The organism is Mycobacterium sp. UM_11 (genome assembly GCF_001414075.1).
GTDB lineage: Bacteria > Actinomycetota > Actinomycetes > Mycobacteriales > Mycobacteriaceae > Mycobacterium.
Genome location: NZ_LATC01000023.1, coordinates 1 through 24,432 on the forward strand (window position 1 = coordinate 1; position 24,432 = coordinate 24,432).

22 protein-coding genes are annotated in these 24,432 nt (G+C 67.4%); 14 read left to right on the top strand and 8 right to left on the bottom strand.

The window, feature by feature from the left end:
• The 4 genes from WU80_RS08360 to WU80_RS08375 form a co-directional block, all read left to right on the top strand.
• Positions 1–622: aldehyde dehydrogenase family protein (locus tag WU80_RS08360; RefSeq protein ID WP_156371781.1), on the top strand; the 622-nt coding region annotated here is incomplete at its 5' end.
• Positions 623–636: 14 nt separating this feature from the next.
• Entirely contained in the window at positions 637–1,386 is a 750-nt protein-coding gene (locus tag WU80_RS08365; protein ID WP_055401713.1) for an SDR family oxidoreductase, read from the top strand.
• Complete coding sequence (locus WU80_RS08370) at positions 1,383–2,240, top strand: NAD(P)-dependent oxidoreductase (RefSeq protein WP_055401715.1); 858 nt, start codon at positions 1,383–1,385, stop codon at positions 2,238–2,240. Before WU80_RS08365 ends, WU80_RS08370 begins: the two co-directional genes overlap by 4 nt.
• The gene (locus WU80_RS08375) at positions 2,240–2,677 is read left to right on the top strand and encodes a carboxymuconolactone decarboxylase family protein (RefSeq protein WP_055401717.1); all 438 of its coding nucleotides are present in this window, start codon (positions 2,240–2,242) and stop codon (positions 2,675–2,677) included. Before WU80_RS08370 ends, WU80_RS08375 begins: the two co-directional genes overlap by 1 nt.
• Here WU80_RS08375 and WU80_RS08380 read toward each other — a convergent pair.
• A complete protein-coding gene (locus WU80_RS08380; RefSeq protein WP_082459794.1) occupies positions 2,674–5,994 on the bottom strand; it encodes a LuxR C-terminal-related transcriptional regulator in 3,321 nt (1,106 codons plus the stop codon). The two genes, WU80_RS08375 and WU80_RS08380, sit on opposite strands and share 4 nt — an antisense overlap.
• 141 nt (positions 5,995–6,135) lie before the next feature.
• Here WU80_RS08380 and WU80_RS08385 point away from each other — a divergent pair, with 141 nt between their 5' ends.
• Positions 6,136–7,323: a serine hydrolase domain-containing protein gene (locus WU80_RS08385; RefSeq protein ID WP_055401719.1), complete on the top strand. Its 1,188-nt coding sequence runs from the start codon at positions 6,136–6,138 to the stop codon at positions 7,321–7,323.
• A gap of 7 nt (positions 7,324–7,330) precedes the next feature.
• On the opposite strand, the gene WU80_RS08390 is transcribed toward WU80_RS08385, so the two are convergent.
• Complete coding sequence (locus WU80_RS08390) at positions 7,331–8,416, bottom strand: aldo/keto reductase (protein WP_055401721.1); 1,086 nt, start codon at positions 8,414–8,416, stop codon at positions 7,331–7,333.
• Between the two features lie 58 nt (positions 8,417–8,474).
• Here WU80_RS08390 and WU80_RS08395 point away from each other — a divergent pair, with 58 nt between their 5' ends.
• On the top strand, positions 8,475–8,906 hold the full coding sequence (locus tag WU80_RS08395; protein ID WP_055401723.1) for a MarR family winged helix-turn-helix transcriptional regulator: 432 nt from the start codon (positions 8,475–8,477) through the stop codon (positions 8,904–8,906).
• A gap of 49 nt (positions 8,907–8,955) precedes the next feature.
• A complete protein-coding gene (gene purD, locus WU80_RS08400; RefSeq protein ID WP_055401725.1) occupies positions 8,956–10,224 on the top strand; it encodes a phosphoribosylamine--glycine ligase in 1,269 nt (422 codons plus the stop codon).
• Here the strand turns inward: purD and WU80_RS08405 are convergent.
• Both WU80_RS08405 and WU80_RS08410 read right to left on the bottom strand, forming a co-directional pair.
• The gene (locus WU80_RS08405; RefSeq protein WP_055401727.1) at positions 10,221–11,804 is read right to left on the bottom strand and encodes a gamma-glutamyltransferase family protein; all 1,584 of its coding nucleotides are present in this window, start codon (positions 11,802–11,804) and stop codon (positions 10,221–10,223) included. The two genes, purD and WU80_RS08405, sit on opposite strands and share 4 nt — an antisense overlap.
• Before the next feature lie 36 nt (positions 11,805–11,840).
• Positions 11,841–12,743, bottom strand: a complete 903-nt coding sequence (locus WU80_RS08410; RefSeq protein ID WP_055401728.1) for an alpha/beta hydrolase-fold protein — start codon at positions 12,741–12,743, stop codon at positions 11,841–11,843.
• Between the two features lie 73 nt (positions 12,744–12,816).
• On the opposite strand from WU80_RS08410, the gene WU80_RS08415 reads away from it, so the two are divergent.
• A complete protein-coding gene (locus WU80_RS08415; RefSeq protein ID WP_055401730.1) occupies positions 12,817–13,479 on the top strand; it encodes a TetR/AcrR family transcriptional regulator in 663 nt (220 codons plus the stop codon).
• On the opposite strand, the gene WU80_RS08420 is transcribed toward WU80_RS08415, so the two are convergent.
• Positions 13,413–14,159 carry a DUF429 domain-containing protein gene (locus WU80_RS08420; RefSeq protein WP_055401732.1) on the bottom strand — a complete coding sequence of 249 codons (747 nt, stop codon included), beginning with the start codon at positions 14,157–14,159 and terminating at the stop codon, positions 13,413–13,415. The genes WU80_RS08415 and WU80_RS08420 overlap by 67 nt on opposite strands.
• A gap of 187 nt (positions 14,160–14,346) precedes the next feature.
• On the opposite strand from WU80_RS08420, the gene purB reads away from it, so the two are divergent.
• The 3 genes from purB to WU80_RS08435 are packed head-to-tail and all read left to right on the top strand — an operon-like array spanning position 14,347 to position 18,019.
• Complete coding sequence (purB, locus tag WU80_RS08425; protein ID WP_055401734.1) at positions 14,347–15,765, top strand: adenylosuccinate lyase; 1,419 nt, start codon at positions 14,347–14,349, stop codon at positions 15,763–15,765.
• On the top strand, positions 15,762–17,009 hold the full coding sequence (locus WU80_RS08430; RefSeq protein ID WP_055401736.1) for a cytochrome P450: 1,248 nt from the start codon (positions 15,762–15,764) through the stop codon (positions 17,007–17,009). Before purB ends, WU80_RS08430 begins: the two co-directional genes overlap by 4 nt.
• Positions 17,006–18,019, top strand: a complete 1,014-nt coding sequence (locus tag WU80_RS08435; protein ID WP_055401738.1) for a tellurite resistance/C4-dicarboxylate transporter family protein — start codon at positions 17,006–17,008, stop codon at positions 18,017–18,019. The genes WU80_RS08430 and WU80_RS08435 overlap by 4 nt, the downstream gene beginning before the upstream one ends.
• Here the strand turns inward: WU80_RS08435 and WU80_RS08440 are convergent.
• On the bottom strand, positions 17,984–18,604 hold the full coding sequence (locus WU80_RS08440; RefSeq protein WP_055401740.1) for a hypothetical protein: 621 nt from the start codon (positions 18,602–18,604) through the stop codon (positions 17,984–17,986). The two genes, WU80_RS08435 and WU80_RS08440, sit on opposite strands and share 36 nt — an antisense overlap.
• 64 nt (positions 18,605–18,668) lie before the next feature.
• Between WU80_RS08440 and WU80_RS08445 the strand changes: the two genes are divergently transcribed.
• The gene (locus WU80_RS08445; RefSeq protein ID WP_055401742.1) at positions 18,669–19,556 is read left to right on the top strand and encodes a phosphoribosylaminoimidazolesuccinocarboxamide synthase; all 888 of its coding nucleotides are present in this window, start codon (positions 18,669–18,671) and stop codon (positions 19,554–19,556) included.
• Complete coding sequence (locus WU80_RS08450; protein ID WP_055401744.1) at positions 19,553–21,703, top strand: S9 family peptidase; 2,151 nt, start codon at positions 19,553–19,555, stop codon at positions 21,701–21,703. Before WU80_RS08445 ends, WU80_RS08450 begins: the two co-directional genes overlap by 4 nt.
• Here WU80_RS08450 and WU80_RS08455 read toward each other — a convergent pair.
• Positions 21,632–22,078 (bottom strand): DoxX family protein, encoded by a 447-nt coding sequence (locus WU80_RS08455; RefSeq protein ID WP_055401746.1) that lies wholly within the window; start codon positions 22,076–22,078, stop codon positions 21,632–21,634. The genes WU80_RS08450 and WU80_RS08455 overlap by 72 nt on opposite strands.
• Positions 22,079–22,172: 94 nt before the next feature.
• Here WU80_RS08455 and WU80_RS08460 point away from each other — a divergent pair, with 94 nt between their 5' ends.
• Complete coding sequence (locus WU80_RS08460) at positions 22,173–22,736, top strand: TetR/AcrR family transcriptional regulator (RefSeq protein ID WP_055401748.1); 564 nt, start codon at positions 22,173–22,175, stop codon at positions 22,734–22,736.
• 6 nt (positions 22,737–22,742) lie between these two features.
• Here WU80_RS08460 and WU80_RS08465 read toward each other — a convergent pair whose 3' ends face one another.
• On the bottom strand, positions 22,743–24,359 hold the full coding sequence (locus WU80_RS08465; protein ID WP_055401750.1) for a DHA2 family efflux MFS transporter permease subunit: 1,617 nt from the start codon (positions 24,357–24,359) through the stop codon (positions 22,743–22,745).
• Positions 24,360–24,432 lie beyond the last annotated feature (73 nt).

Here is a 24,432-nt window from a genome sequence, read left to right on the forward strand (position 1 = left end):
AGATGTGTATAAGAGACAGGGACAAGGGTGCGCGATCACCACCCGGTTGGTGGTGCCGCGGGCGCGCTACGACGAAGCCGTCTCCATCGCGGCCGCAACCATGGGCGGCATCAAGGCCGGTGACCCCACCGATCCCGGAACCATCTGCGGCCCAGTGATTTCGGCGCGCCAGCGCGATCGGATCCAAGGCTATCTCGACTCCGCCATCGCCGAGGGCGGGACGTTCGCGTGTGGGGGCGGGCGCCCGGCCGATCGTGAGGTCGGTTTCTTCATCGAGCCCACCGTGATCGCGGGGCTGGGCAACGACGCACGGTGCGCGCGCGAGGAGATCTTCGGGCCGGTCCTGACGGTGATTCCGCATGACGGCGACGACGACGCGGTGCGCATCGCCAACGATTCACCATACGGATTGTCGGGCACCGTGTTCGGCGCCGACCCGGACAGGGCGGCCAGGGTGGCCGCGCGGGTCCGCGCGGGCACGATCAATGTCAATGGCGGCGTGTGGTATTCGGCCGACGCACCGTTCGGCGGCTACAAGCAGTCTGGAAACGGCCGAGAGATGGGTCTGGCCGGCTTCGAGGAGTACCTGGAAACCAAGACAATTGCCACAGCGGTGAACTAAAGGAGCTCGAGAGCATGCGGTTCGAAAACAAGGTCGCCATCGTCACCGGCTCGGGCGGCGGTATCGGCCAAGCCTACGCCGAGGCGCTGGCCCGCGAGGGCGCGGCGGTGGTGGTAGCCGATATCAATGCGGAGGCGGCCGAAGGGGTGGCCAAGCAGATCTCCGCCGACGGCGGCTCGGCCATCAGCATCCCGGTCGACGTGTCCGACCCGGCCTCTGCCAAGGCGATGGCCGATCGCACGCTGGCCGAGTTCGGCGGCATCGACTACCTCGTCAACAACGCGGCGATCTTCGGGGGTATGAAGCTGGACTTTCTGCTCACCATCGACCCCGAGTACTACCAGAAGTTCATGAGCGTCAATCTCGATGGGGCGCTGTGGTGCACCCGCGCCGTCTACAAGAAGATGGCCAAGCGCGGGGGCGGGGCGATCGTGAACCAGTCGTCCACCGCGGCGTGGTTGTACTCGAACTACTACGGCCTGGCCAAGGCGGGCGTGAACGGTCTGACCCAACAGCTTTCGCGCGAGCTGGGTGGCCAGAACATCCGGATCAACGCGATCGCGCCAGGGCCCATCGACACCGAAGCCAATCGGACCACCACCCCACAGGAGATGGTCGCCGACATCGTCAAGGGTCTTCCCCTGTCGCGCATGGGAACCCCCGAGGACTTGGTCGGCATGTGCCTGTTCCTGCTTTCCGACGAGGCTTCGTGGATCACCGGGCAGATCTTCAACGTTGACGGCGGGCAGATAATCCGGTCATGACGAACAACTTGAAGCTGGGCTACATCGGGCTGGGCAACATGGGCGCCCCGATGGCCACCAAGATGACCGAGTGGCCCGGTGGGGTGACGGTGTACGACATCCGCACCGAGGCGATGACCCCGCTGGCCGAAAAGGGCGCCCGGCTGGCCGATTCCCTGGCCGACGTCGCCGCCGCGGACATCATCCACATCACCGTCCTGGACGATTCCCAGGTGCGCGAGGTCGTCGGTGGGCTGGCCACGCATGCCCGCCCCGACACGGTCATCGCGATCCACTCGACCATCAGCGACACCACCGCCGTCGAGCTGGCCCGCGAGTTCAACGCACAGGGCATACACATCGTCGACGCACCGGTCAGCGGCGGTGCGGCCGCAGCCGCGAAGGGCGAGCTGGCCACCATGGTGGGGGCCGAGTGCGAGGTCTACGAACGAATCAAGCCGGCGTTCAAGCACTGGGCGGCGATGGTCGTCCACGCCGGCGAACCGGGTGCGGGCACGCGAATGAAGTTGGCGCGCAATATGTTAACGTTCACCTCGTACATGGCGGCCTGCGAGGCCATGAAGCTGGCCGAGGCCGCCGGCCTGGACCTGCAGGCGCTGGGCCGGGTGGTGCGGCACACCGACGCACTCACCGGTGGTCCGGGCGCAATCATGGTGCGGGATGACATGAAAGACATTGAACCGGAGAACTTCCTTTACCAGCCGTTCGTGCACACTCGTGGCCTGGGGGAGAAGGATCTGAGCCTGGCGCTGTCGTTGGGCCAGTCGGTGCAGGTCGATTTGCCGCTGGCGCAGTTGGCATATGACGGTCTGGCCGCCGGCCTCGGCGTACCACACACCAAGAAAGAGGCATGATGGACGAGCTTCGCCGCAAGGGCCTCGAGAAGATGAACGAGGTTTACGGCTGGGAGATGCCCAACGTCGAGGGCGACCCGTACTTCGACCTGACCGTCGACCACCTGTTCGGAAGCATCTGGACCCGCCCGGGATTGTCGATGCGCGACAAGCGGATCATGACGCTCACGGCGGTGACCGCCGTCGGTAACCGCGACCTGGCCGAGATCCAGATCAACGCGGCGCTGCTCAACGGGGAACTCTCCGAGACCGAGCTCAAGGAGATGGCCGTCTTCCTCACCCACTACCTCGGGTTCCCCCTGGGTTCCGCGCTCAACGGCGCCGTCGACGCCGTGGTGGCCAAGCGCAAGAAGGCCGCGGCCAAGGGCGCCGGTGAGGACAAGAAGGCCAACGTCAACGACGCAGTGAAGATGCACAGGGGCAACGCTCGCGACTAAGTGTGGCGCGAGGCCTCTTGGGCGAGTTGCACTCTCGAGCTGAGGCCCAGCTTGGAGTAGACGTGGCCGAGGTGGGCTTGCACGGTGCGCGCGGAGACGAATAACCGCGCGGCAATGTCCTTGTTCGGCAGTCCCTCGCTGACGAGCCGCACCACGTTGATCTCCGCGGGTGTCAATGAATCCCAGCCGGTTGACGGCCGTTTGCGTTCGCCGCGGCCGCGTGTCGCATAGGCGATCGTTTCATCGATGGACCACCCTTCGCCCTCGGTCCACGCTTCCTCGAATGCGTTGTCGCCCATAGCCGCACGCAGCTCAGCCACCGACGCGTCATGCGACGCGTCGTAAACTTTGAAGCGCACATAGCCGCGGCGCCGGCGATCTGCCTGCGCCGCTCCGAAAACGCGAGCAGCTTCTTGGTGGTTCCCAGCGCCGGCGGCAAGGGTCGCGAGGCACTCGAGCACCTCAGGAAGTAGCCATCGACCGTTGCCACTGACCGAGCCCGTGAGGGCCTCATTGGCGTCGCGCTCGGCCAGGTCTCGATCGCGCTGCGCGATCGCGACGCGCGCACGTGTCGCCCGCGCTTGGACAAGATGCAGGCCCGTGGCTACGGCGACGACTTCGTCGGCGAAGCGCCGTGCCGCTTCCAGATCGCCCTGCGCGAGGGCAAGTTCCGCGATTGGGACGACGTTGACAACGGCCAGTCGAGGCTGGATGTCCATCAGTTGCCGCGCTCTCTCAACGGCACCGGCCGCCGCCTCTAGATCACCCGCGGCCAGGTTCGCGACGGCCAAGGCGGCGTACGCAAAGCCTTGGTTGAAGGCGCCGAGGTCGGCGGCCACCTCAACGCCGGCGCTCGCGGCGTTTTGGGCCGCGCTCGTGTCACCCGACCAGGCGAGCAGGTGTCCCAAACTGATCAGGCTGCACATCCTCCACATCTGGTCGTTCGCAGCCTCCGATTCGGCAGCCAGGGAACGGAACTCAGCGATGGCTCCGGCAAGATCGCCCTCCCACTGCCGCGCCAAGGCAACGCACCAGCGGCACCCACGTGAGCCGTACCCGTCGCCGATGGCGTCGGCGACATGACGGCCTTCTTCGCCTGCCGCGCGCGCCGCGATCGCGTCACCCTTTCCGGTCACCGCCGCAAATGCCTGGTAAGCCAGGATCTGGCTGAGGCTCCAGTCGTCGCCCAATGCGCGGGCGAGGCCGAGCGCCTCGTCAAAGTATGGGCCAGCGGCCTCGGGGTCGTAGGCAGCGATGAGCCCGCAACCGGCTAGCGCCCGGACAAGCAAGGCCGGGTCGCCGACCTCGCGCGCGATCGCGAGAGCCTCCAACGCCTCGACGTTGTCGTACATACTCTGGGCGGCACCGAGTGTGGCTTTGTCGGCGAGCGCTCGGGCGCGAACTGCGGGTGGCAAATCGATATGGTGCAAAGTCGCGTCGCCGAGGGCAGCGTCGAACCACGCCATCCCCTCCTGGACGCGGCCCCGGGTGACCCACAGCGGGTGCAATGCCGACGCGAGCTGCAATGCCGTTGCGACTTCGGCATTTTCTCGACACCACGCGAACGCAGACCGCAGGTTGTCGATCTCGGTTTCGGCAAGCTCGACGCGCCGCTGATGGCCCGAGCGGCCGGGAGTGTCCAGTAGGGTCGCCGTCTTGGTGTAGTGATCGCGGTGGCGGGTGCGAACCGCGTCGGCCTCGCCAGATTCGCTGAGCTTTTCCAGAGCGTATTGGCGGACCGTCTCCAGCATTCGGTAGCGCGTCCCGAAGTCGCTGTCGTCGGCCACGACGAGCGACTTGTCGATGAGCAACGTCAGCTGATCGAGGGTCTGGTAGCGCTCGATGTCGCTGTCTCCGCACACGGCCTGCGCCGCATCAAGGTCGAATCCGCCCATGAAAACCGCCGCCCGGCGGAACAGGACACGTTCGGGCTCGGTCAATAGCGCATGCGACCAATCGACCGAAGCGCGGAGGGTCTGCTGTCGGCGCACGGCCGTTCGCGCTCCGCCGGTCAGCAGCCGGAATCGGTTGTGCAGGCTGTCGAGAATCTGCACTAACGACAGCGCCCTGACCCGTGCCGCTGCAAGCTCTATCGCCAGCGGTATGCCGTCCAGGCGCCGGCAGATCTCGGACACCGTTTCCGAGTTCTCCTCGTTCACAACAAAATCAGCCCGCACCCGGCGCGCGCGGTCGGTGAACAACGCAATCGCCTCACCGGCCAGCGACAGGGAGGGCACCGCCCACGCGACTTCGCCCGCCACTCGGATCGGCTCACGGCTGGTGGCGAGGATTGTCACCGCCGGGCAAGTCGCCAGCAGTGCAACGGTTAGCGAGGCACACGCGTCGATCAGGTGCTCGCAGTTGTCCAAGACGATGAGCATGTGCCGACCGGCGATCACCCGGGTGAGCGTGTCCATCGTCGAGCGGCCGGCCTGGTCGGGCAACCCCAGAGCGCGAGTCGCTGCAACCGGTACGGTGTCGGCGTCGGCGATCGGCGCCAGATCCACGTACCACACTCCGTCGCCGAAATCGCTCTCCATCTCGTCCGCGACCTGCACTGCCAAACGTGTTTTGCCGACCCCACCCGCCCCGGTCAGTGTCACCAGCCGGTTCTCGGCGACGATCTGCCGCACGGTCTTCATTTCGGCGCCGCGGCCGACGAAGCTGGTAAGTTGAGGCGGAAGATGTTGTTTTCCAGTCGTTTTCGATGCGCGCAGGGGTGGAAAGTCGTTGCGGAGGTCGGCGTGACACAGCTGCGTTACCCGCTCGGGCCGCGGCAGGTCCCGCAACGGGTGGGTGCCCATATCAAGCAGCCATGTTTCGGCAGGGAGCGCGTCGGCGATCAGATCACTTGTCGTAGCTGACAGGACCGTCTGGCCCCCGTGAGCCAGATCGCGCAGTCGCGCGGTCCGGTTGATGGTCGGCCCGACATAGTTTGCTTCGTCCCGCAGTTGCACTTCGCCGGTATGAAGCCCGATCCGAAGGCTGATCGGCGCAAGCGGCGTGAGCTGGAGCCGCAGCGCAAACGCGACCGCGTCGCTGGCACGGGCGAAGGCGACGACGAAGCTGTCACCCTCGCCTTGCTCCACCGGGCGAACCCCCCTGTACTCGGCCACCAGGTCCGACACTGCGCGGTCCAAGCGCGCGACGGCGGCGCTCATTTCGTCGGGCTGGGTCTGCCAGAGCCGCGTCGAACCCTCGACGTCTGCGAGCAGCAACGTCACCGTTCCAGTCGGGAGCTCGCTCAGGCCCAAGTCGCTCCAGTTCGATAGCGGCGTTTCGGTGCGCCGGTCGGTCTCAGTCATGTTAGCCAGCATGCGTCGTCTACACGGCCCAATCATCAGCCGAACCGCCTAGATGCCCGCCCGCATGCACTCGGCGGGTCTAGGCCAATTGGCCGATGCGTTAGGCCGCCGGGAGGCCCCATAGTGACCTGGTCGGAGTCAAAGGAGATAGGGATGACCACAACCACCTCAATCGATGCCCACTTCACGACGGGGGTTCTGCACGGCCACTACGACAGTCGCTTCGAGGATCTGGTCGCGGCCCTCGCCGACGAGGTCACGACCGGCGGCGAGCTCGGTGCCGCGATCGCCATCGACGTCGGCGGCGAGCTCGTCGTCGACATCTGGGGCGGGCACGCCGACAGGGCGAGAACCCGCGAATGGTCGCAAGACACCATCGTCAACGTCTTCTCCAGCACCAAGAACGTGACCGCCCTGGCGGCATTGATGCTCGTCGACCGCGGCCTGCTGGACCCGTTCGCTCCCGTCGCCAGGTACTGGCCCGAGTTCGCCGCCAACGGCAAGCAAGACATCGAGGTCCGCCACATCCTGAGCCACACCTCCGGGGTGTCGGGCTGGGAACCGCCCTTCACCCTCGAGGATGTCTACGACTGGGAGAAGTCGACTTCACGGCTAGCCGGCCAGGCGCCTTGGTGGCCGCCCGGCACCGCATCCGGCTACCACGCCGTGACCATCGGCCACCTGGTCGGCGAGCTCGTCCGCCGGGTCGCCGGGATGAGCCTGAAACAGTTTGTGCGACAAGAGATCGTCCAGCCGCTCGGTGCCGACCTGCAGATCGGCGCGCGGCCCGAAGACGACGGCCGGATCGCCGAGCTGGTCCCGCCGCCTCCGTTGGACGTGCCGCTCGATGCGGTTCCCCATGACCATCCGATGTACAAGACGTTCGCGGCGATCCCGCCCACATCGGAGACAGCGCTGGCCGCCGAGACGACTGCGTGGCGCCGGGCGGAGATCGGATCGGCCAACGGACACGCCAACGCGCGCTCGCTGGTGCGCACCCTGTCCCCGATCTCGTTGGGCGGCAAAGTGAATGGCACGCGGCTCCTCGGGCCAGAGACCATCGACCTGATCTTCGACGAGCAGGCGAACGGCACCGACCTGGTGCTGGGTATGCCCGCGCGATGGGGCATCGGCTTCGCCCTGCCCCACGCCGAGGCGGTGCCCGACATCCCCGACGAAAGAATCTGCTACTGGGGCGGTTGGGGCGGTTCCATGGTGGTCATGAACCCCGACCGCCACGCCACGTTCGCCTATGTGATGAACAAGATGGGGCAAGTCACGTCGGGGGGAACCGAACGAACGCGCAAATACACCCGGCTGATCTATCGGGGACTCGGCTGACAAAGAATCAGTAGGGCCGCACGCCCTCGGGCATCACGTATTCGGAGATCGGGCTCGACACGCCGTTGACCGACGTCCCGCCGTTGAGAATGCCCGGCGCCATCTCCAGCATGTTGTTCGGAAACCCGAACTTCGGCTTGGTCAGCTGATCGAGCCGGGTTAGTTCGTCGGCGCTCAGGCTCACGTCGGCGGCGCGGACGTTGTCCTGAAGCTGGGAGAGCCTGCGCGCGCCGATGATGACGGAGGAGACGCCGGGCTGCGCGCGCACCCAGGCCAGCGCCACACTGGCGACGGTCGTTTCGTGGGCCTTGGCGATGGTCTCGAGTTCGTCGATCAGCGCGTAGGTCTTGTCGTTCAGGAAGGCGTTGACCATCGCGCCGCGGTCGGCGTCTTGCCCACCCGCGTTGGCCCGGGTGTACTTGCCGCTGAGCACGCCGCCCTTGAGCGGTGACCACGGTGTGATGCCGAGGCCGAATTCGCCCGCCATCGGCACCAGCTCCTGTTCGATGGCGCGTTCCAGCAGCGAATACTCCACCTGCAGGCCGATGAAACTCGACCAGCCGCGAAACCGCGCGATGAGGTTGGCCTGAGCGATCTTCCACGCCGGGGTGTCGGATACGCCGATGTAGCGGACCTTGCCCACGCGGACCAGATCGTCGAGCGCCGCCATCGTCTCGTCGATGGGTGTGTTCGCGTCCCAGATGTGCAGCCAGTACAGGTCGATGTAGTCGGTTTGCAGACGGCGAAGCGAGTTTTCGCAGGCGTTGATCAACGACTTGCGGCCCGAGCCGCCGCCGTTGGGATCTCCCGGATACAAGTTGCCGCTGAACTTGGTCGCGATGACCAAGCGGTCGCGGCGACCGGCGTCGCGCCCGACGTGGTCGCCGATGATCTTCTCGGAGTGGCTCCGGGTGTAGAAATTCGCGGTGTCGATGAAGTTGCCACCAAGATCGGTGTATCGGTCGATGATCTGTTGGGACTCTTCGACGCTGGTGCCCCAACCCAGGTCCTCGCCGAACGTCATCGCGCCCAGGCACAGGGGGCTGACGCGCAGACCGGAGCGTCCGAGTGTCACGTACTGATCCAGAGGCATATGGACCGCTTTCTGGTAAGTTGTTCGACTATGTGTTTGTTCAGTCCTAAACTAGTTCATGTCTGAACAATCTGGCAAGCGGGCGGTCGCGGTCGACGCGGCCAAGATCTGGTCGTTGAACTACCGGGTGTTGCTGTCGGTCATCTCGTGCGCCGAGGCCGACATCTGCGCGCTGGGGCTCGAATCCAAGGAGTTGTTCCTGCTCGCGGAGATCGACGAGCACCCTTACCCGGCCGAACTGGCGGCGACGTTGAGCATGCCCAAGGCGACCGTCACGGTTTACCTCAAACGGCTCGAGGCCGCGGGCTTCGTGCGGCGCGAAATCGACGCCACGGATCTGCGGCGGCATCGGCTCCTGCTCACCCCGGCCGGACGCCAAGCCGCCACGGACGGGTTGGCGCTGCTGTCGAACGAGTTCGACAAGCGCCTCGGGCGTCTCACCGTCGCGCAGCGAAAAGACCTGAAGAATCTGCTCGAAAAGATTGTGTGAGCGCGGTGCCGTAGGCGCGCGGCGTTCGTCCGGGCTAGTCTGACGTGTCGTGCGAGTCCTGGTGATCGGTTCGGGTGCCCGAGAACACGCGCTGCTGCTGGCGCTTCGGAAAGACCCGCAGGTCACGGCGCTATCCATCGCCCCCGGCAACGCGGGCACCGCTCGGGTGGCCGAGCAGCACGACGTCGACATCACCTCGAGCGAGGACGTCGTCGCCCTGGCGCGCGACGTCCGGGCCGACCTGGTGGTCATCGGTCCCGAGGTGCCGCTGGTGCTGGGCGTGGCCGACGCCCTGCGGGCCGCCGGCATCGTCTGCTTCGGGCCGAGCAAGGACGCCGCCCGCATCGAGGGCTCCAAGGCCTTCGCCAAAGAGGTGATGGCCGCCGCCGGCGTGCGCACCGCGACCAGTGAAACCGTTGACAGCCCCGCGCATTTGGACGCCGCGCTGGACCGCTTCGGGCCGCCGGCGGGCGACCCGGCCTGGGTGGTCAAGGACGACCGCCTGGCGGCCGGCAAGGGCGTGGTGGTGACCGCGGATCGCGGTGCCGCCCGCGCACACGCCGCCGGGCTGCTGGAGGCGGGTCATCCGGTGCTGTTGGAGTCGTTTTTGGACGGACCCGAGGTGTCGCTGTTCTGCGTGGTCGACGGCGAGACCGTGGTGCCGTTGCTGCCGGCGCAGGATTTCAAGCGTGTCGGCGACGGCGACACCGGACCCAACACCGGCGGCATGGGCGCCTATGCACCCGTCGCATGGCTTCCCGACGAGGTGTACCGGGACATCGTCGGTAATATCGTCGAACCCGTTGCGGCCGAGATGGTTCGGCGCGGCAGCCCGTTCAGCGGGCTACTGTATGTCGGACTGGCGATCACCGGAAACGGGCCGGCCGTGGTCGAATTCAATTGCCGCTTCGGCGATCCCGAGACCCAGGCGGTGCTGGCGCTGCTGGAATCGCCGCTCGGGCAGCTGCTGTACGCGGCCGGTACCGGCAAGCTGGCCGACTTCGGCGAGCTGCGCTGGCACCAGGGGGCGGCCGTCACGGTGGTGCTGGCGGCGGAGAACTATCCCGGCCGTCCCCGGGTCGGGGACGTGGTCGGCGGCTCCGAAGCCGAGGGGGTGCTGCACGCGGGCACGGCACGGCGTGCTGACGGCGAGGTGGTGTCGTCGGGCGGCCGGGTGCTTTCGGTGGTGGGTACCGGCGGCGACCTCGCCGCGGCGCGGGAGCGGGCATACGAATTGATGCGCTCGATCCGATTGCCGGGCAGCCACTTTCGCGGCGACATCGCGCTTGCGGCCGCGGAGGGCAAGATCAGCGTCTAGCAACCCGCGGCCTGGCCGTCGCGGCGAGGGTCGCTCGCCGCAAGATACCCGCCGTCCAGCCGCCAGGTCGCCTGGCAGCTGCCGAACTGGTTGTAGTCGTCGACGGCGACCAGGTCGTGTCCGCGCAGCCGAAGCTCGTCGAGCGTCGCCTGCGGGAAACCCTTCTCGCAGGCGACCTGCATGCCCTGGACCCACCGGAACCGCGGTCCGTCGCACGCGGCCTGCGGATTCTGTCCGTGATCGGCGATGCGCACCATCACCTGCGTGTGGCCCTGCGGTTGCATCGTTCCGCCCATGACTCCGAAGCTCATCACCGCGGCGCCATCCTTGGTGACGAAACCCGGGATGATGGTGTGGTAGGGCCGTTTGGCCGGCCCGACCCGGTTCGGATGGCCCTCGGCCGCAGCGAAATTCGCGCCGCGGTTCTGCAACGATATGCCGGTGCCCGGCACCACGACGCCGGATCCGAACCCCATGTAGTTCGACTGGATCATCGACACCATCGTCCCCGCGGCGTCGGCCGCGGTCAGATACACGGTCCCCCCGCTCGGGGCGCCCGCGAACGCCGCCTTCGCCCGCGTGCGATCGATCAGCGCCGCGCGCCGCCTCAGGTATTCGTCGTCCAGCAGGCGCTCGGGTCGCACCGGCATGTGTTCGATGTCGGCGACGTAGGCCTGCGCGTCGGCGAACGCCAGCTTTACCGCCTCGATCTGCAGGTGCACGCTGTCGGCGGAATCGATTGGGAGCGCGGCCATGTCGAAATGTTGCAAGATTCCCAGGGCGATCAGGGCCACGATGCCGTGGCCGTTGGGCGGAATCTCGTGCACGGTGTACCCGCGGTAGGTGGTGCTGATGGTCCCCACCCAGTCGGCGCGGTGAGCGGCGAGGTCGTCCGCCCGCATCGCGCCGTCGTTGGCGCTGGCGTGCGCTTCGAGTTGGGCGGCCAGCTCGCCGCGGTAGAACGCCTCGCCGTTGCTCGCCGCGATCTTTTCGAGCGTGGTCGCCTGCTCGGGGAAGCGAAACCGCTCACCGGCTTTCGGCGCCCGGCCGGCGGGCATGAACGCCGGGGCGAATCCCGGCTGCTTCTCGAAGAGCGGCACTTGCGCCGCCCATTGCTGCGCGACGATCGGCGAGACCAGAAAACCGTTGCGGGCGTAGTGGATTGCGGGGTCGAAGAGCCTTTCGAACGGGAGCTTGCCGAACTTGGCGTGCAACTCGGTCCACGCCGACACCGCGCCGGGCACGGTCACCGCGTTCCAGCCGACCGCGGGAACGGCGTTGCCGCCGAAGTATTCCGGCGTCCAGGCCACCGGCGAGCGGCCGGACGCGTTCAGGCCGTGCAGCTGGCGGCCGTCCCACACGATGGCGAAGGCGTCCGAGCCGATGCCGTTGGACACCGGCTCCACCACGGTGAGGGCGATGGCGGTGGCGATGGCCGCGTCCACCGCGCTGCCGCCCTCGGCGAGCATCCGCAGGCCGGCCTGGGCGGCCAGCGGCTGTGACGTGCACACGACGTCTTCCGCCAGGATGGGCTTTCGCGGCCACGCGTACGGGAAATCCCAGTCGAACGGTGCGGTCACCTTCGCGAGCGTAACGCCACACCCGCGGGCCCGAAATCACGCCGCCAACAGCGGCGCCATCCACGTCAGCTCGGCCGGCAGCTGCGAACTCCAGAACTCGCCGTTGTGACCGCCGGGCGAGAAGCCGCCCGCCGGCGGATGGGGCAGTTGCGCGATGAACTGCTTGGTCGCGGCGTAGAACGGATCGCTGTCGCCGCAATCGACGCGAATGGGAATGGAGCCCAGCGCCGGCATCCCGAACACCGAGTTCGCCGCGAAGTCGTCGGGCCCGTCGAACGCCCCGGGTGCCGCCGCGCCCGAGGAGAGCCACAGGGCGGGACTGACCGCGCAGATCGCCGCGGTGCGCGCCGGGCCCAGTCGCCCGCCGAGCAGCAGCGCACCGTAGCCGCCCATCGACCAGCCCAAAAACGCCAGCCGGGAGGTGTCCAGGCCCTGGGTGCTCAACATCGGGATCAGCTCGTCGAGCACCATGGCCCCGCTGTCCTCGCCGGACGCCCTCTTGTGCCAATAGCTGCCGCCGCCGTCGACGGCGACCACCGCGAAGGGCGGCAGCCCCGCGTTGACGGCCTGCGCCAGGCCCTGTTCGACGCCGCCGGCCATCACCGTCGACGCGTCACTGCCCTTGCCGTGCAGCGCGATCACCGGTCGCAGCGGCTTGGTCTGACCGGGTGGCCGGGCGATGGCCCAGTTGGTGTTGATTCCGCCGCGCGCCGCCGAGACGAAGGAGCCCGTCACCATCGTGGGCGCGGGCTGACCCGGGCGAGCCGGCTCGAGGGGCGCCGGTGGCGGTGGTGCCAGCGGCGCCCGGGTGGCGGCCGGCGACGGCATGGCCTGAGACGGCCGCGGCTTGAGCAGGATGTCGAGCGCGTACGCGCCCACCGCACCGGCGCCGAGGCCCATCAGGGCACGGCGGCTCAAGTCGGGCATGCGGGCCATCATGCCACGTTGGTTTGGCGAAGCGTTTGGCGGAAATGGCAATGCAGTACCACTTTGGCTGGCACGATGGCTACTCGTGACGGCAGCAGTCACTCCCAAGGGAGAACGTCGACGGTATGCGCTCGTGAGCGCCGCCGCCGAGCTGCTTGCCGAAGGCGGCTTCGAGGCGGTGCGGCACCGCGCGGTCGCCCGGCGGGCCGGACTGCCGTTGGCGTCTACCACGTATTACTTCTCGTCCCTTGACGATTTGATCGCACGCGCCGTCGAACACATAGCGATGATCGAAGTGGCGCAGTTGCGGTCGCGGGTCACCGCGTTGTCCCGCCGCCGCCGCGGACCCGAGACCATCGCCGAGGTGTTGGTCGACCTGCTCGTTGGGGATGTGTCCAGTCCGGGACTGAGCGACCAACTGATCTCGCGCTACGAGCGACACATCGCGTGCACGCGGTTGCCCGCGTTGCGCGAAACCATGCGTCGCAGCCTGCGACAGCGCGCCGAGGCCGTGGCCGAAGCCATCGAGCGTTCGGGCCGGACGGTGCACATCGAGTTGGTATGCACGCTGATCTGCGCGGTCGACGGCTCGGTGGTGTCCGCCTTGGTCGAGGGGCGCGACCCCCGCGCCGCGGCACTGGGGACGGTGGTCGACCTCATCGACGTGCTTGCGCCCATCGATCAGCGGCCCGTGCGGTCCGCGGGCAGCGATGGCGTCACGATGTATCCCGTGGCGAAGTCGCCGTAAATCGTCACCTCCGCCGGGCAACGCTGCGCGTAGAGCGCCACATAGGCGCAGACGACCGCGTCGACCGGATCCTCGGCGCGGCGCAGCTCGCTTTTGCGCTGAGCTGTGGTTACGCGGTTACGCAATAGAAGCCAATCGTCATGGCCGGACACGTGTAGGGGTACCGCGGCGTGCGCGAGCTTCTCGATGCCGTCCATCAGCAAGAGCAGCTCGGATTTGAGCTGCTCGAGGTCCCGGCCCGGCTTCGCCTTGTACTTCAGTGTTCGCTCCAGCCGGAACAGCACCACCGTCGCCGGATGGGGGTAGACCTCGATGGCGCGCCGCGGGGCCGCCGACCGCGGATCCATGTCGAGCCCCATCGCATGCGCCAGGCGCGCCGCACGCGGGCCGTCGGCGAACTCGCGCTTTGCGGTGTTGGCCGGGTGCGCCCCGGCTTGGAACCTGCGGAAGTCGCGGTTCAGCGCCGCTTCCGCGGGACGCTGGCCGGTCGGGTTGGTCACCACCAGCGGCGCGTCGAAGCCAACCAGGCAACTCCCCTGCACATAGGGCGACAACGCGGCCAGCACGGAAGTGTCGTCGCCGGCGGCACCGACGTGCACGAGGCGGCCGGCGTCGTCGACCACCGCCACACCGGTGGGGTTGCGCCCGGCCCAGGCCAGATCGACGCCCGCGAAGTACATCCCGCACAGGATATGGCGCCGCGATGAGCCACATCGGTTCCATTGGCCCCAATTTCCGGAGGGATTGGTGAAGTGCCCGCCTCACAGCGACAATTCGGCGGCGGGGGTGGCCGAAGGGTGTGGAGGCCGATGGGCCAATGTGACCGCAAGCCGGTCACCGGGGGAGACCGATCGTAAGCTCTATGTCGTGAGCATTCCGAACGTCCTGGCCGCCCGGTACGCCAGCGCGGAGATGGTCGCGATCTGGTCGCCGGAGGCCAAGGTGGTCGCGGAGCGCCGGCTGTGGCTCGCGCTGTTGCGGGCCCAGGCGGAACTCGGGATCGACGTGCCGTCGGAGGCCATCGCCGACTACGAGCGGGTGCTCGAGGACGTCGATCTCGCCTCGATCGCCGGGCGCGAACGGGTGCTGCGCCACGACGTCAAGGCCCGCATCGAAGAGTTCAACGCCCTGGCCGGTCACGAGCACGTGCACAAGGGGATGACCAGCCGCGACCTCACCGAGAACGTGGAGCAGCTGCAGATCCGGCGGTCCATGGAATTGGTGTTCTCCCATGGCATTGCGGTGGTGGCGCGGCTCGCCGAGCGCGCGGTCGCCTACCGCGACCTGGTGATGGCCGGACGTAGCCACAACGTCGCCGCGCAGGCCACCACGTTGGGCAAGCGGTTCGCGTCGGCCGCGCAAGAGACGCTTGTCGCTCTCACCCGGCTGCGCGAGTTGATCGACCGCTACCCGCTGCGCGGCATCAAGGGCCCGATGGGCACCGCGCAGGACATGCTGGACCTGCTGGACGGCGACACGGCCAAACTGGCCGAACTCGAGCGGCGGGTCGCCCAATTCCTCGGTTTCGCAACGGTTTTGACCAGCGTCGGGCAGGTCTATCCGCGTTCGCTGGACCACGACGTGCTTTCCGCCCTGGTGCAGCTCGGCGCCGGGCCGTCGTCGATGGCCCACACCATCCGGCTGATGGCCGGGCATGAACTCGTCACCGAGGGGTTCGCGGAGGGCCAGGTCGGGTCGTCGGCGATGCCGCACAAGATGAACACGCGCAGCTGCGAGCGGGTCAACGGGCTTCAGGTGGTGCTGCGCGGCTACGCCTCGATGGCCGCCGAGCTGGCCGGCGCCCAGTGGAACGAGGGCGACGTGTTCTGCTCGGTGGTGCGCCGAGTCGCCTTGCCGGACAGCTTCTTTGCCATCGACGGTCAGATCGAGACGTTCCTGACCGTGCTCGACGAATTCGGCGCCTACCCCGCGGTGATCACCCGCGAGTTGGACCGCTACCTGCCGTTTTTGGCCACCACCAAGGTGCTCATGGCCGCGGTGCGGGCGGGCGTCGGGCGCGAGGCGGCGCACCATGTGATCCGCGAACACGCGGTCGCGACCGCCCTGGCCATGCGGGAACGCGGCGCGGAACCCGATCTCTTGGACCGGTTGGCCGCCGATGAGCGGCTGCCGCTGGACCGGGCCACCCTGGATGCCGCGCTGGCCGACAAGAAGGCGTTCATCGGCGCCGCCGGTGACCAGGTGGGCGAGGTGGCCGCGATGGTCGACGCGCTGGTGAGCCGCTACCCGGACGCCGCCAAGTACGCCCCGGGTGCGATCCTGTGACCCTCGCCGGCGCGCTCGCGGGGATCGACTTCACCGATCTCGACAACTTCGCCAACGGCTTTCCGCACGACCTGTTCGCCATCCACCGCCGCGAGGCGCCCGTGTACTGGCACGAGCCCACCGACAACACGCCGGACGGCGAGGGCTTCTGGTCCGTCGCCACCTACGCGGAAACGCTTGAGGTACTGAAGGATCCGGCGACGTATTCCTCGGTCACCGGCGGGGCCCGGCCGTACGGTGGCACGCTGCTGCAGGACCTGGCCATCGCGGGCCAGGTGCTCAACATGATGGACGACCCGCGTCACTCGCAGATCCGCCGACTGGTCAGCTCCGGGCTGACGCCGCGAATGATCCGGCTGGTGGAAGACGATCTGCGGGCGCGGGCGCGTCGACTGCTGGACGCGGTGGTGCCCGGCGAGCCGTTCGACTTCCTGGTCGACATCGCCGCCGAGCTGCCTATGCAGATGATCTGCATCCTGCTGGGAGTGCCTGAGTCCGAACGTCATTGGCTGTTCGAGGCCATCGAGCCCCAGTTCGATTTCGGTGGTTCACGCAAGGCGTCCCTTTCTCAGCTATCCGTCGAAGAGGCCGGGTCGCGGATGTACTCCTACGGCCAGCAGTTGATCGCGGCGAAACGGGCGGAACCGACCGACGACATGCTGTCGGTCGTGGCCAACGCGATGGTCGACGATCCGGATGCGCCATCGCTTTCGGATCTCGAGCTCTACTTGTTCTTCAGCCTGCTGTTCAGCGCCGGCGCGGAGACGACGCGCAACGCGGTCGCCGGGGGGCTGCTGGCGCTGGCCGGCCATCCGGAGCAACTTCGGGCGCTGCGTGCCGATCTCGATTCGCTGCCGACGGCTGTCGAGGAGATCGTGCGGTGGACGTCGCCGTCGCCGTCCAAGCGGCGGACCGCCACGCGCAACGCCACGCTCGGCGGGCAGACCATCGAGGCGGGACAGAAGGTTCAGGTCTGGGAGGGCTCCGCGAATCGTGACGCCGGCGTGTTCGAGCGCGCCGACGAGTTCGACATCAACCGAAAGCCCAATCCGCATCTGGGTTTTGGGCAAGGCGTGCACTACTGCCTGGGCGCCAACCTGGCGCGACTGGAACTGCGTGTGCTCTACGAGGAGTTGTTCTCCCGGTTCGGTGCGGTGCGGGTTGTCCGGCCCGTCGAATGGGCCCGCAGCAATCGGCATACCGGCATTCGGCACCTGGTGGTGGAACTCGTCGAGGGGCGGTGACGATCCGACGCGCCGATGTCGCGCCGACACCGGACGTCTTCGCCGCGGTGATGGCGACCGGGATCTTGTCGATCGCCGCGCGCAACCACCGCTACAGCTGGATCAGCGACGCGCTGGGCGTGCTCGCCACCGTCGGCCTGGTCTTGCTGGTGGCCGTGGTGGCCGTTTTCGTCGGGCGCCGCGGGGTGCGCTGGGATCTGAAGGACCCCGACGTAACCCTTCGGTTGTTCACCTTCGTCGCCGCGTGCGCGGTGATCGACACCCGCTTGTCGTCGAACGTGTGGGTGGTGCGGGTGCTCGGCGCGGTGGGCTTGTGCTCATGGCTGGTGTTGATCGGGCTCAGCGCGCGAAACATGCTGGCGTGTCGGTTCACGGCGCTGCGTGACCAAGCACATGGGGCGTGGGAACTGGCCAGCGTGGGAACGTCCGGGTTGGCCATCGTGATCGCGTGGGCGGCCGCTCACACCGGCCATCGCTGGTGGCTGGCCGTTGCCGTGCTGCTCTGGGTGGGGGCGATCGGCATCTACGCATTGATGACCTGGCTCATGCTCTGGCGGGTCGCCAACGAGCGGCAGGACCGCGACGGGTTCGAGCCCGACAGCTGGATCCTGATGGGCGGCATGGCGATTGCGACCCTGGCCGGTGACAACATCGGATCGCTGGCCCCCGCGTGGCTTGCCGGGCCGGTGCGGGCCGCCACGATCATCACGTGGGTGGTGGCCACCCTGTGGATACCGCCGCTGATCTACTTCGGCCTGCACCGGATCAGCCGGCGCCCCAGCATGCTGCATTTCGCCGGCGTCTGGTGGGCGTTCGTGTTCCCGTTGGGCATGTATTCCGCCGCCAGCTACGCGATGGCCGTCGAAATCGGTCAGCGGTCGTTGCTCACGGTCTCGCTGGTTTTCTTCTGGGATGCGTTGGCGGCGTGGCTGGTTGTCGCCGCCGCCGGGCTGCTGCTGCTCGGGCGCGCGGCCTTACCGTCCGCCGACCGAGATGCCGGCCGCCCGTAGCTCGAGCGCGGCTAGCGCCCGGATGGTGACCGGATCTTCGCGCCGCCACCCACCGACCGGGTCCGCGCCGACCGCGGCGAGTTGTCCCGGCGGCCGGTTCGTCAACGCCCGCAGGGCAAGCAGCTGCTCGCCGGCCGGGGTGGCGGCCAGCGCGGTAACCGTCAACTTGCGCCGAAAGAACCGCAGCCGCAGCAGAAGCCACGGCACGTCCGCCACGAGGATCGGGACGGCGGCGATGGCCATCGCCAGCAGGATCGCCAGCCAGCTCGCGGTCGAGTCCAGGTCATGGCCCGCGCCCGCCAGGTCGAGCGCGGCCTGGCTGGCGGAGTTGAGCGGCTTGCTGACGGCGTCGCCCACCACGGGAATGTGCTGGGCGCCGTGCCCGGCGGAGGCCAGATTGCCGGCGATGCCGTGCGCGCCGCTCTCCACCTGACGACCCGCCTCGGCGATCGTCGAGACGGCGTCGTAGACGGCCAGGCCGACGAGCAGCCAGAGCGCCGTCCATGCGGTGATGGCGAAGTCGCTGAGCAGCTGGGCCATCAGCCGGCCCGGCCGGGTGGAGTAGGGCAAGAACCGCGGTGTCATGTTTTCGATCCCAGCACAGCTCCCGACACAAGTCCCGCTTCCAGGTGACCGATAGGCTGGCCCGATGCGCCCTGCACTGTCCGATTACCAGCACCTGGCCAGCGGCAAGGTCCGCGAGATTTATCGCGTCGACGACGATCACCTGCTGCTGGTGGCGACCGACCGGATATCGGCGTACGACTACGTCCTGGATAGCACGATCCCGGACAAGGGCCGCATCCTGACCGCGATGAGCGTCTTCTTCTTCGGTCTGGTCGACGCCCCCAATCACTTGGCCGGGCCGCCGGACGACCCGCGCATCCCGGAGGAGGTGCTGGGGCGCGGCCTGGTGGTGCGGCGGCTGGACATGCTGCCCGTCGAGTGCGTGGCGCGCGGTTACCTGACCGGGTCGGGGTTGCTCGACTATCAGGCGACGGGCAAGGTCTGCGGCATCACGCTGCCGCCCGGCCTGGTGGAGGCCAGCAAGTTCTCCGAACCGTTGTTCACGCCGGCAACCAAAGCCGCGCTGGGCGACCACGACGAGAACATCTCGTTCGACAGGGTGATCGAGTTGGTGGGCGGGGTGCGCGCCAACCAGCTGCGCGACCGCACGCTGCAGATCTACGTGCAGGCCGCCGATCACGCCCTGACGAAGGGAATCATCATCGCCGACACCAAGTTTGAGTTCGGCACCGACGCGCGCGGCAACCTGTTGCTGGCCGACGAGATCTTCACCCCGGACTCCTCGCGATACTGGCCCGCCGAGGACTACCGGGTCGGGGTGGTTCAGAAGAGTTTCGACAAGCAGTTCGTTCGCAACTGGCTCACCAGCCCCGAGTCCGGCTGGGACCGCCACGGCTCGCAACCACCACCGCCGCTACCCGAAAACATCATCGACGCCACCCGGGACCGCTATATCGATGCCTACGAACGCATTTCGGGTCTGCGCTTCGGCGACTGGATCGGCGCATGACGCAAACACCCGTACCGCCGGTCGCCAAGCGGCAGGAGACCCGCCGCGAGCACCATGGGGACGTCTTCATCGACCCCTATGAATGGTTGCGCGACAAGTCCAGCCCCGACGTCATCGCCTACCTCGAGGCGGAGAACGACTATGTCGACCAGATGACGGCTGATCTGGAACCGCTGCGCCAGAAGATCTTTGATGAGATCAAGGCGCGTACCAAGGAGACCGATCTTTCGGTTCCGACGCGGCAGGGCGACTGGTGGTACTACGCCCGCACGTTCGAGGGGAAGCAGTACCGGGTTCAGTGCCGTTGCCCGGTAAGCAATCCCGATGACTGGGATCCGCCGGTTCTGGAAGAGGACACCGAAATTCCCGGCGAGCAGATCCTGCTGGACTCCAACGCCGAGGCGCACGGCCACGAATTCTTCGCGCTCGGTGCCGCCACCGTGAGCCTGGACGGGAATCTGTTGGCGTATTCCGTCGACACCGTCGGCGACGAACGCTACACGCTGCGCTTCAAGGACTTGCGCACCGGGGAGGTCTATCCGGACGAGATCGCCGACATCGGGGCGGGTGCGACCTGGGCGGCCGACAATCGGACCGTCTACTACCTGACCCTGGATGCGGCCCACCGACCGGACAAGGTCTGGCGCTACCGCGTGGGTTCGGGTGAACCATCGGAGCTGGTGTATCACGAGGCGGACGAACGGTTTTGGCTCGGCGTGGGGCTGACTCGCAGCGAGGCCTACGTGTTCATCGCGTCGGGTTCCTCCATCACCTCGGAATTCCGGTACGCCGAAGCCGCGGATCCGCATGCGGCGTTCACCGTCGTGCTACCCCGGCGCGAGGGCATCGAGTACGCGGTCGAGCACGCTGTGGTCGGCGGCCAGGACCGGTTCTTGATCCTGCACAACGAGGACGCGGTGAACTTCACGTTGACCGAGGCGCCCGTCAGCGACCCCACCCGGCAGCGCACGCTCATCGGTCACTGCGACGACGTCCGGCTCGACGGCGTCGACGCCTTCGCCGGCCATCTGGTGGTCAGCTACCGGCGCGAGGCGTTGCCGCGGCTCCAGGTGTGGGACATCGACTCCGACGGCGAATACTCGGAGCCCGAGGAGATTACCTTCGACTCCGAGCTGATGTCGGCCGGCCTCGCCGGCAACCCGAACTGGGATGCGCCCAAGCTGCGGATCAGGGCGGGTTCGCTGGTTGTCCCGGCCCGGGTATACGACATCGACTTTGCCACCGGCGAACGCACGTTGCTGCGCGAGCAACCCGTGCTCGGCGGTTACAGCACCGCCGATTACGTGGAGCGGCGCGATTGGGCGACCGCGGACGACGGCACCCGAGTCCCGGTTTCCATCGTGTACCGCGCCGGCATCGAATTCCCGGCTCCTGCACTGCTTTACGGGTATGGAGCCTACGAAATCTGCACCGATCCGAGCTTCTCCATTGCGCGGCTGTCGCTGCTGGACCGGGGCATGGTGTTCGCCATCGCCCACGTCCGCGGCGGCGGTGAGATGGGGCGGCCGTGGTACGAGCACGGCAAGCTGTTGGAGAAGAAGAACACCTTCACCGACTTCGTGGCGGTGGCAAGGCATTTGGTGGACACCGGAGTCACCCGGCCGCATCAGCTGGTCGCGCTGGGTGGTAGCGCGGGGGGCTTGCTGATGGGGGCGGTCGCCAACCTGGCACCGGACCTCTTCGCGGGAATCCTCGCCCAGGTCCCGTTCGTCGATCCGCTGACCACCATCCTGGATCCTTCTTTGCCGCTGACCGTCACCGAATGGGACGAATGGGGAAACCCATTGCAGGACAAGGACGTCTATGCCTACATGAAGTCATATTCGCCCTACGAGAACGTCGAGGCCAAGCGGTATCCGGCCATCCTGGCGATGACCTCCCTGAACGACACCAGGGTCTACTACGTGGAGCCCGCGAAGTGGGTGGCGGCCCTGCGGCATGCCAACGCCGACGGCAGTCCGATCCTGCTGAAGACCCAGATGAACGCCGGGCACGGGGGAGTCAGCGGACGCTACAAGGCGTGGCAGGAGACCGCGTTCCAATACGCCTGGTTGCTAGCTGCCGCCGACGGCCACCACGGTGGCGGCGGCCAGGAAGACGATCTCGGCGGCGATCCGCAGGGGTAGCCGCGTCGTCATCGACTTGGGTGGGTCGGGCATTCCGGCCGCGTAGAGGTTGGCCGGAAACATGGCCAGCATCAACGCCAGCAGGCAGAGCGCGGCGGCGACGCGGGTGGCCGGCAACAACAGGCCCACGGCGCCGAGCAGCTCCAGCACTCCGGTGACGGTGACCAACAGGCCCGGCGCCGGCAAGCGGGGCGGCACGATGGCCACCAGGTCCGCCCGCATCGGTGGGGCGAAGTGCGCGATCCCGGTCAACACGAACATCGCGGCCAGGCCGACGGCTATCGCAGCGGTCCAGCTGTTGACATACGAAAGGCCGGCCCAGCCGATAAGGCGAGCGACGAGGCTGGCGGCTAACAGCACGATCAAGGGTGCCATCACACCCTCCTAATCTAGGCAGTGACAAGTTGTGGCTCCGTCAACGTATCGCGCCTATCTAGCCACTGTCAAGATTGGCCGGTATGCTGGTGACATGCCACGTTCGACCTACCATCACGGCGACCTGCGCGCTGTGATCCTGGCCGAGGCCGCCCGGCTGGTTGCCGAGCGGGGCGCGGACGGCCTGTCGCTGCGCGAACTGGCCCGGGGCGCGGGGGTGTCCCACGCCGCGCCCGCGCACCACTTCACCGACCGGCGGGGCCTGTTCACCGCGCTGGCGATCGAGGGTTTCCAGCTGCTAGCGGGTGCGCTGATCGAGGCGCGGGGCGACTTCGCCGACGCGGCCCTCGCCTACGTGCGCTTCGCCATCGATCACCCCGGCCATTACGAGGTCATGTTCGACAAGTCGCTGCTCGACGCGTCGAATGCCGAACTGATCGCCGCCGAGGCCGGCGCCGGGGCCGAACTCGCCCGCGGGGTGGCGAGGCTGGAGGATCCCGACGCTCAAGCCGATCCCACGGGCGCCCAGTTGGCGGCATGGTCGCTGGTGCACGGCTTCGCGACGCTCTGGATCAACGGTGCCGTCAGCGATCAGGTTCGAGCGGCCGACCCGGCGGACGCGGTGCGGCGCATCACCACGATGGTGTTCAAGGCGTAGGGCGCGTTACGCGTCGAGGGTCTGGATCATCGCCTTTTTCGGCAGGAACGCCGCCGGGATGATGGTCGACACGATCAGCACGACGGCCAGCACGAACACCACCGTGTAGGCGTGCGAAAGACCGTGGCTGACGACGCTCGCGAAATCGGGGTTGAGGCTTTGGCGCGGAATCGCCGACGGGTCGACCGGCACCCCGCGGTGGGTGGCGTCCTGCTGCAGCGCAGCCAGCTTGTTGGCCGCGAGGATGTGGTCGTTGCGGTTGAACTCGTTGGTGAGGATCACGGCCATCAGCGCCGCCCCGATCGAGCCGCCGACCTGCTGGTTGACCGTGATCAGCGTCGTCCCCCGGGCGACCTGGCTGGGCTTCAGCGCCTGCAGCACCGTCGAGGAGATCGGCGTCGTGGTGCAACCGATACCCATGCCCATGATCAACAACCCGGCGAACAGCATCGGGGTGTATTCGGCCTGTCGTGCGACCCCGAAGGTGAAGATTCCCAGGCCCAGCGCCATCAGCGGCAGCCCAAGCAGCACCACCTTGCCGGATCCGTGTTTGTCCGTGAACGCGCCGGCAAAGGGCAGCGTCAATACGGCGCCGATCCCCACCGGGACCATGCGCATTCCCGACTGCATCGGCGTCTCGTGCAGGACGAGCTGGAAGTAGCTGGGAAGAAGCACCCCGGTGCCCACGAAGGCGACGGAGAACACGAGCAAGGTGATGTTGGCGTGGGTGACCACGCGGTTCTTGAACAACCTCAAGTCGATGAGCGGATGGTCGGCGCGATACCAGGCGTGGAACGCGAACGCGACCATCAGCGCCAAGCCGAGGATCATCGGCCCTAGGACGTAGCTGTCGGCGATCGTCCGCCGCCCGGGGATGGACGACACCCCGGCCAGGAAAATTGCCGCGCCGGGCGACAGCAGCAAGAGCCCGACGACGTCGAGGGTTTCCGACCGAGCGGGGCGATCCTTCGGGAACATCACCGCCGCGAGGGCCACCGCTACCAGCCCGACCGGAATGTTGATCAAGAAGATCGACTTCCAGCCGTAAGCGCCTACCAGCCAGCCGCCCAAGACCGGCCCGCCGATGGGGCCGAGCAGGATGGGAATTCCCCCTACCGCCATCAGCCGGCCGACGCGTTTCGGGCCCGCCTCGTGGGTCAAGATGACGAAGCTCAGGGGCACCACCATGCCGCCCCCGATGCCCTGCAGCACCCTGAAGATGATGAGCAGCAAGATGTTTGGCGCCAGCGCGCAGAGCAGTGAGCCGGCGGTGAACGCCAGAACCGACCCCATGAAGAGCCGTTTGGTGCCGAAGCGGTCGGCCGCCCACCCCATCAAGGGGATCACCGTGGCGAAAGCCAGCATGTAGCCGGCGATCGTCCAGGACACGATGGCCTGGGTCGAGTTGAACTGCGCGATGAACGTGCGTTGCGCGACGGCCACGGCGGTGTTGTCCATGATCGCCATCACGCAGGCCAGGCCGCACACGCCGGCGATCTTGAGCAACTTCGCGTCGAGCTTGTCGGGGTATTCGCGGGCGTCCGAGTCCGGTTGCACCGGGACACCGGGCAAAGGCACACGGGAAGCCGCGCTAAGTGGCTTCTCCGTGGCGTCGCTCAACATGTCGGTACCATATCGAGATTGTTCCCGCCGCCACCGGCTTTTATGCTTATTCGCTTTTCGGCTCCTTTTACAC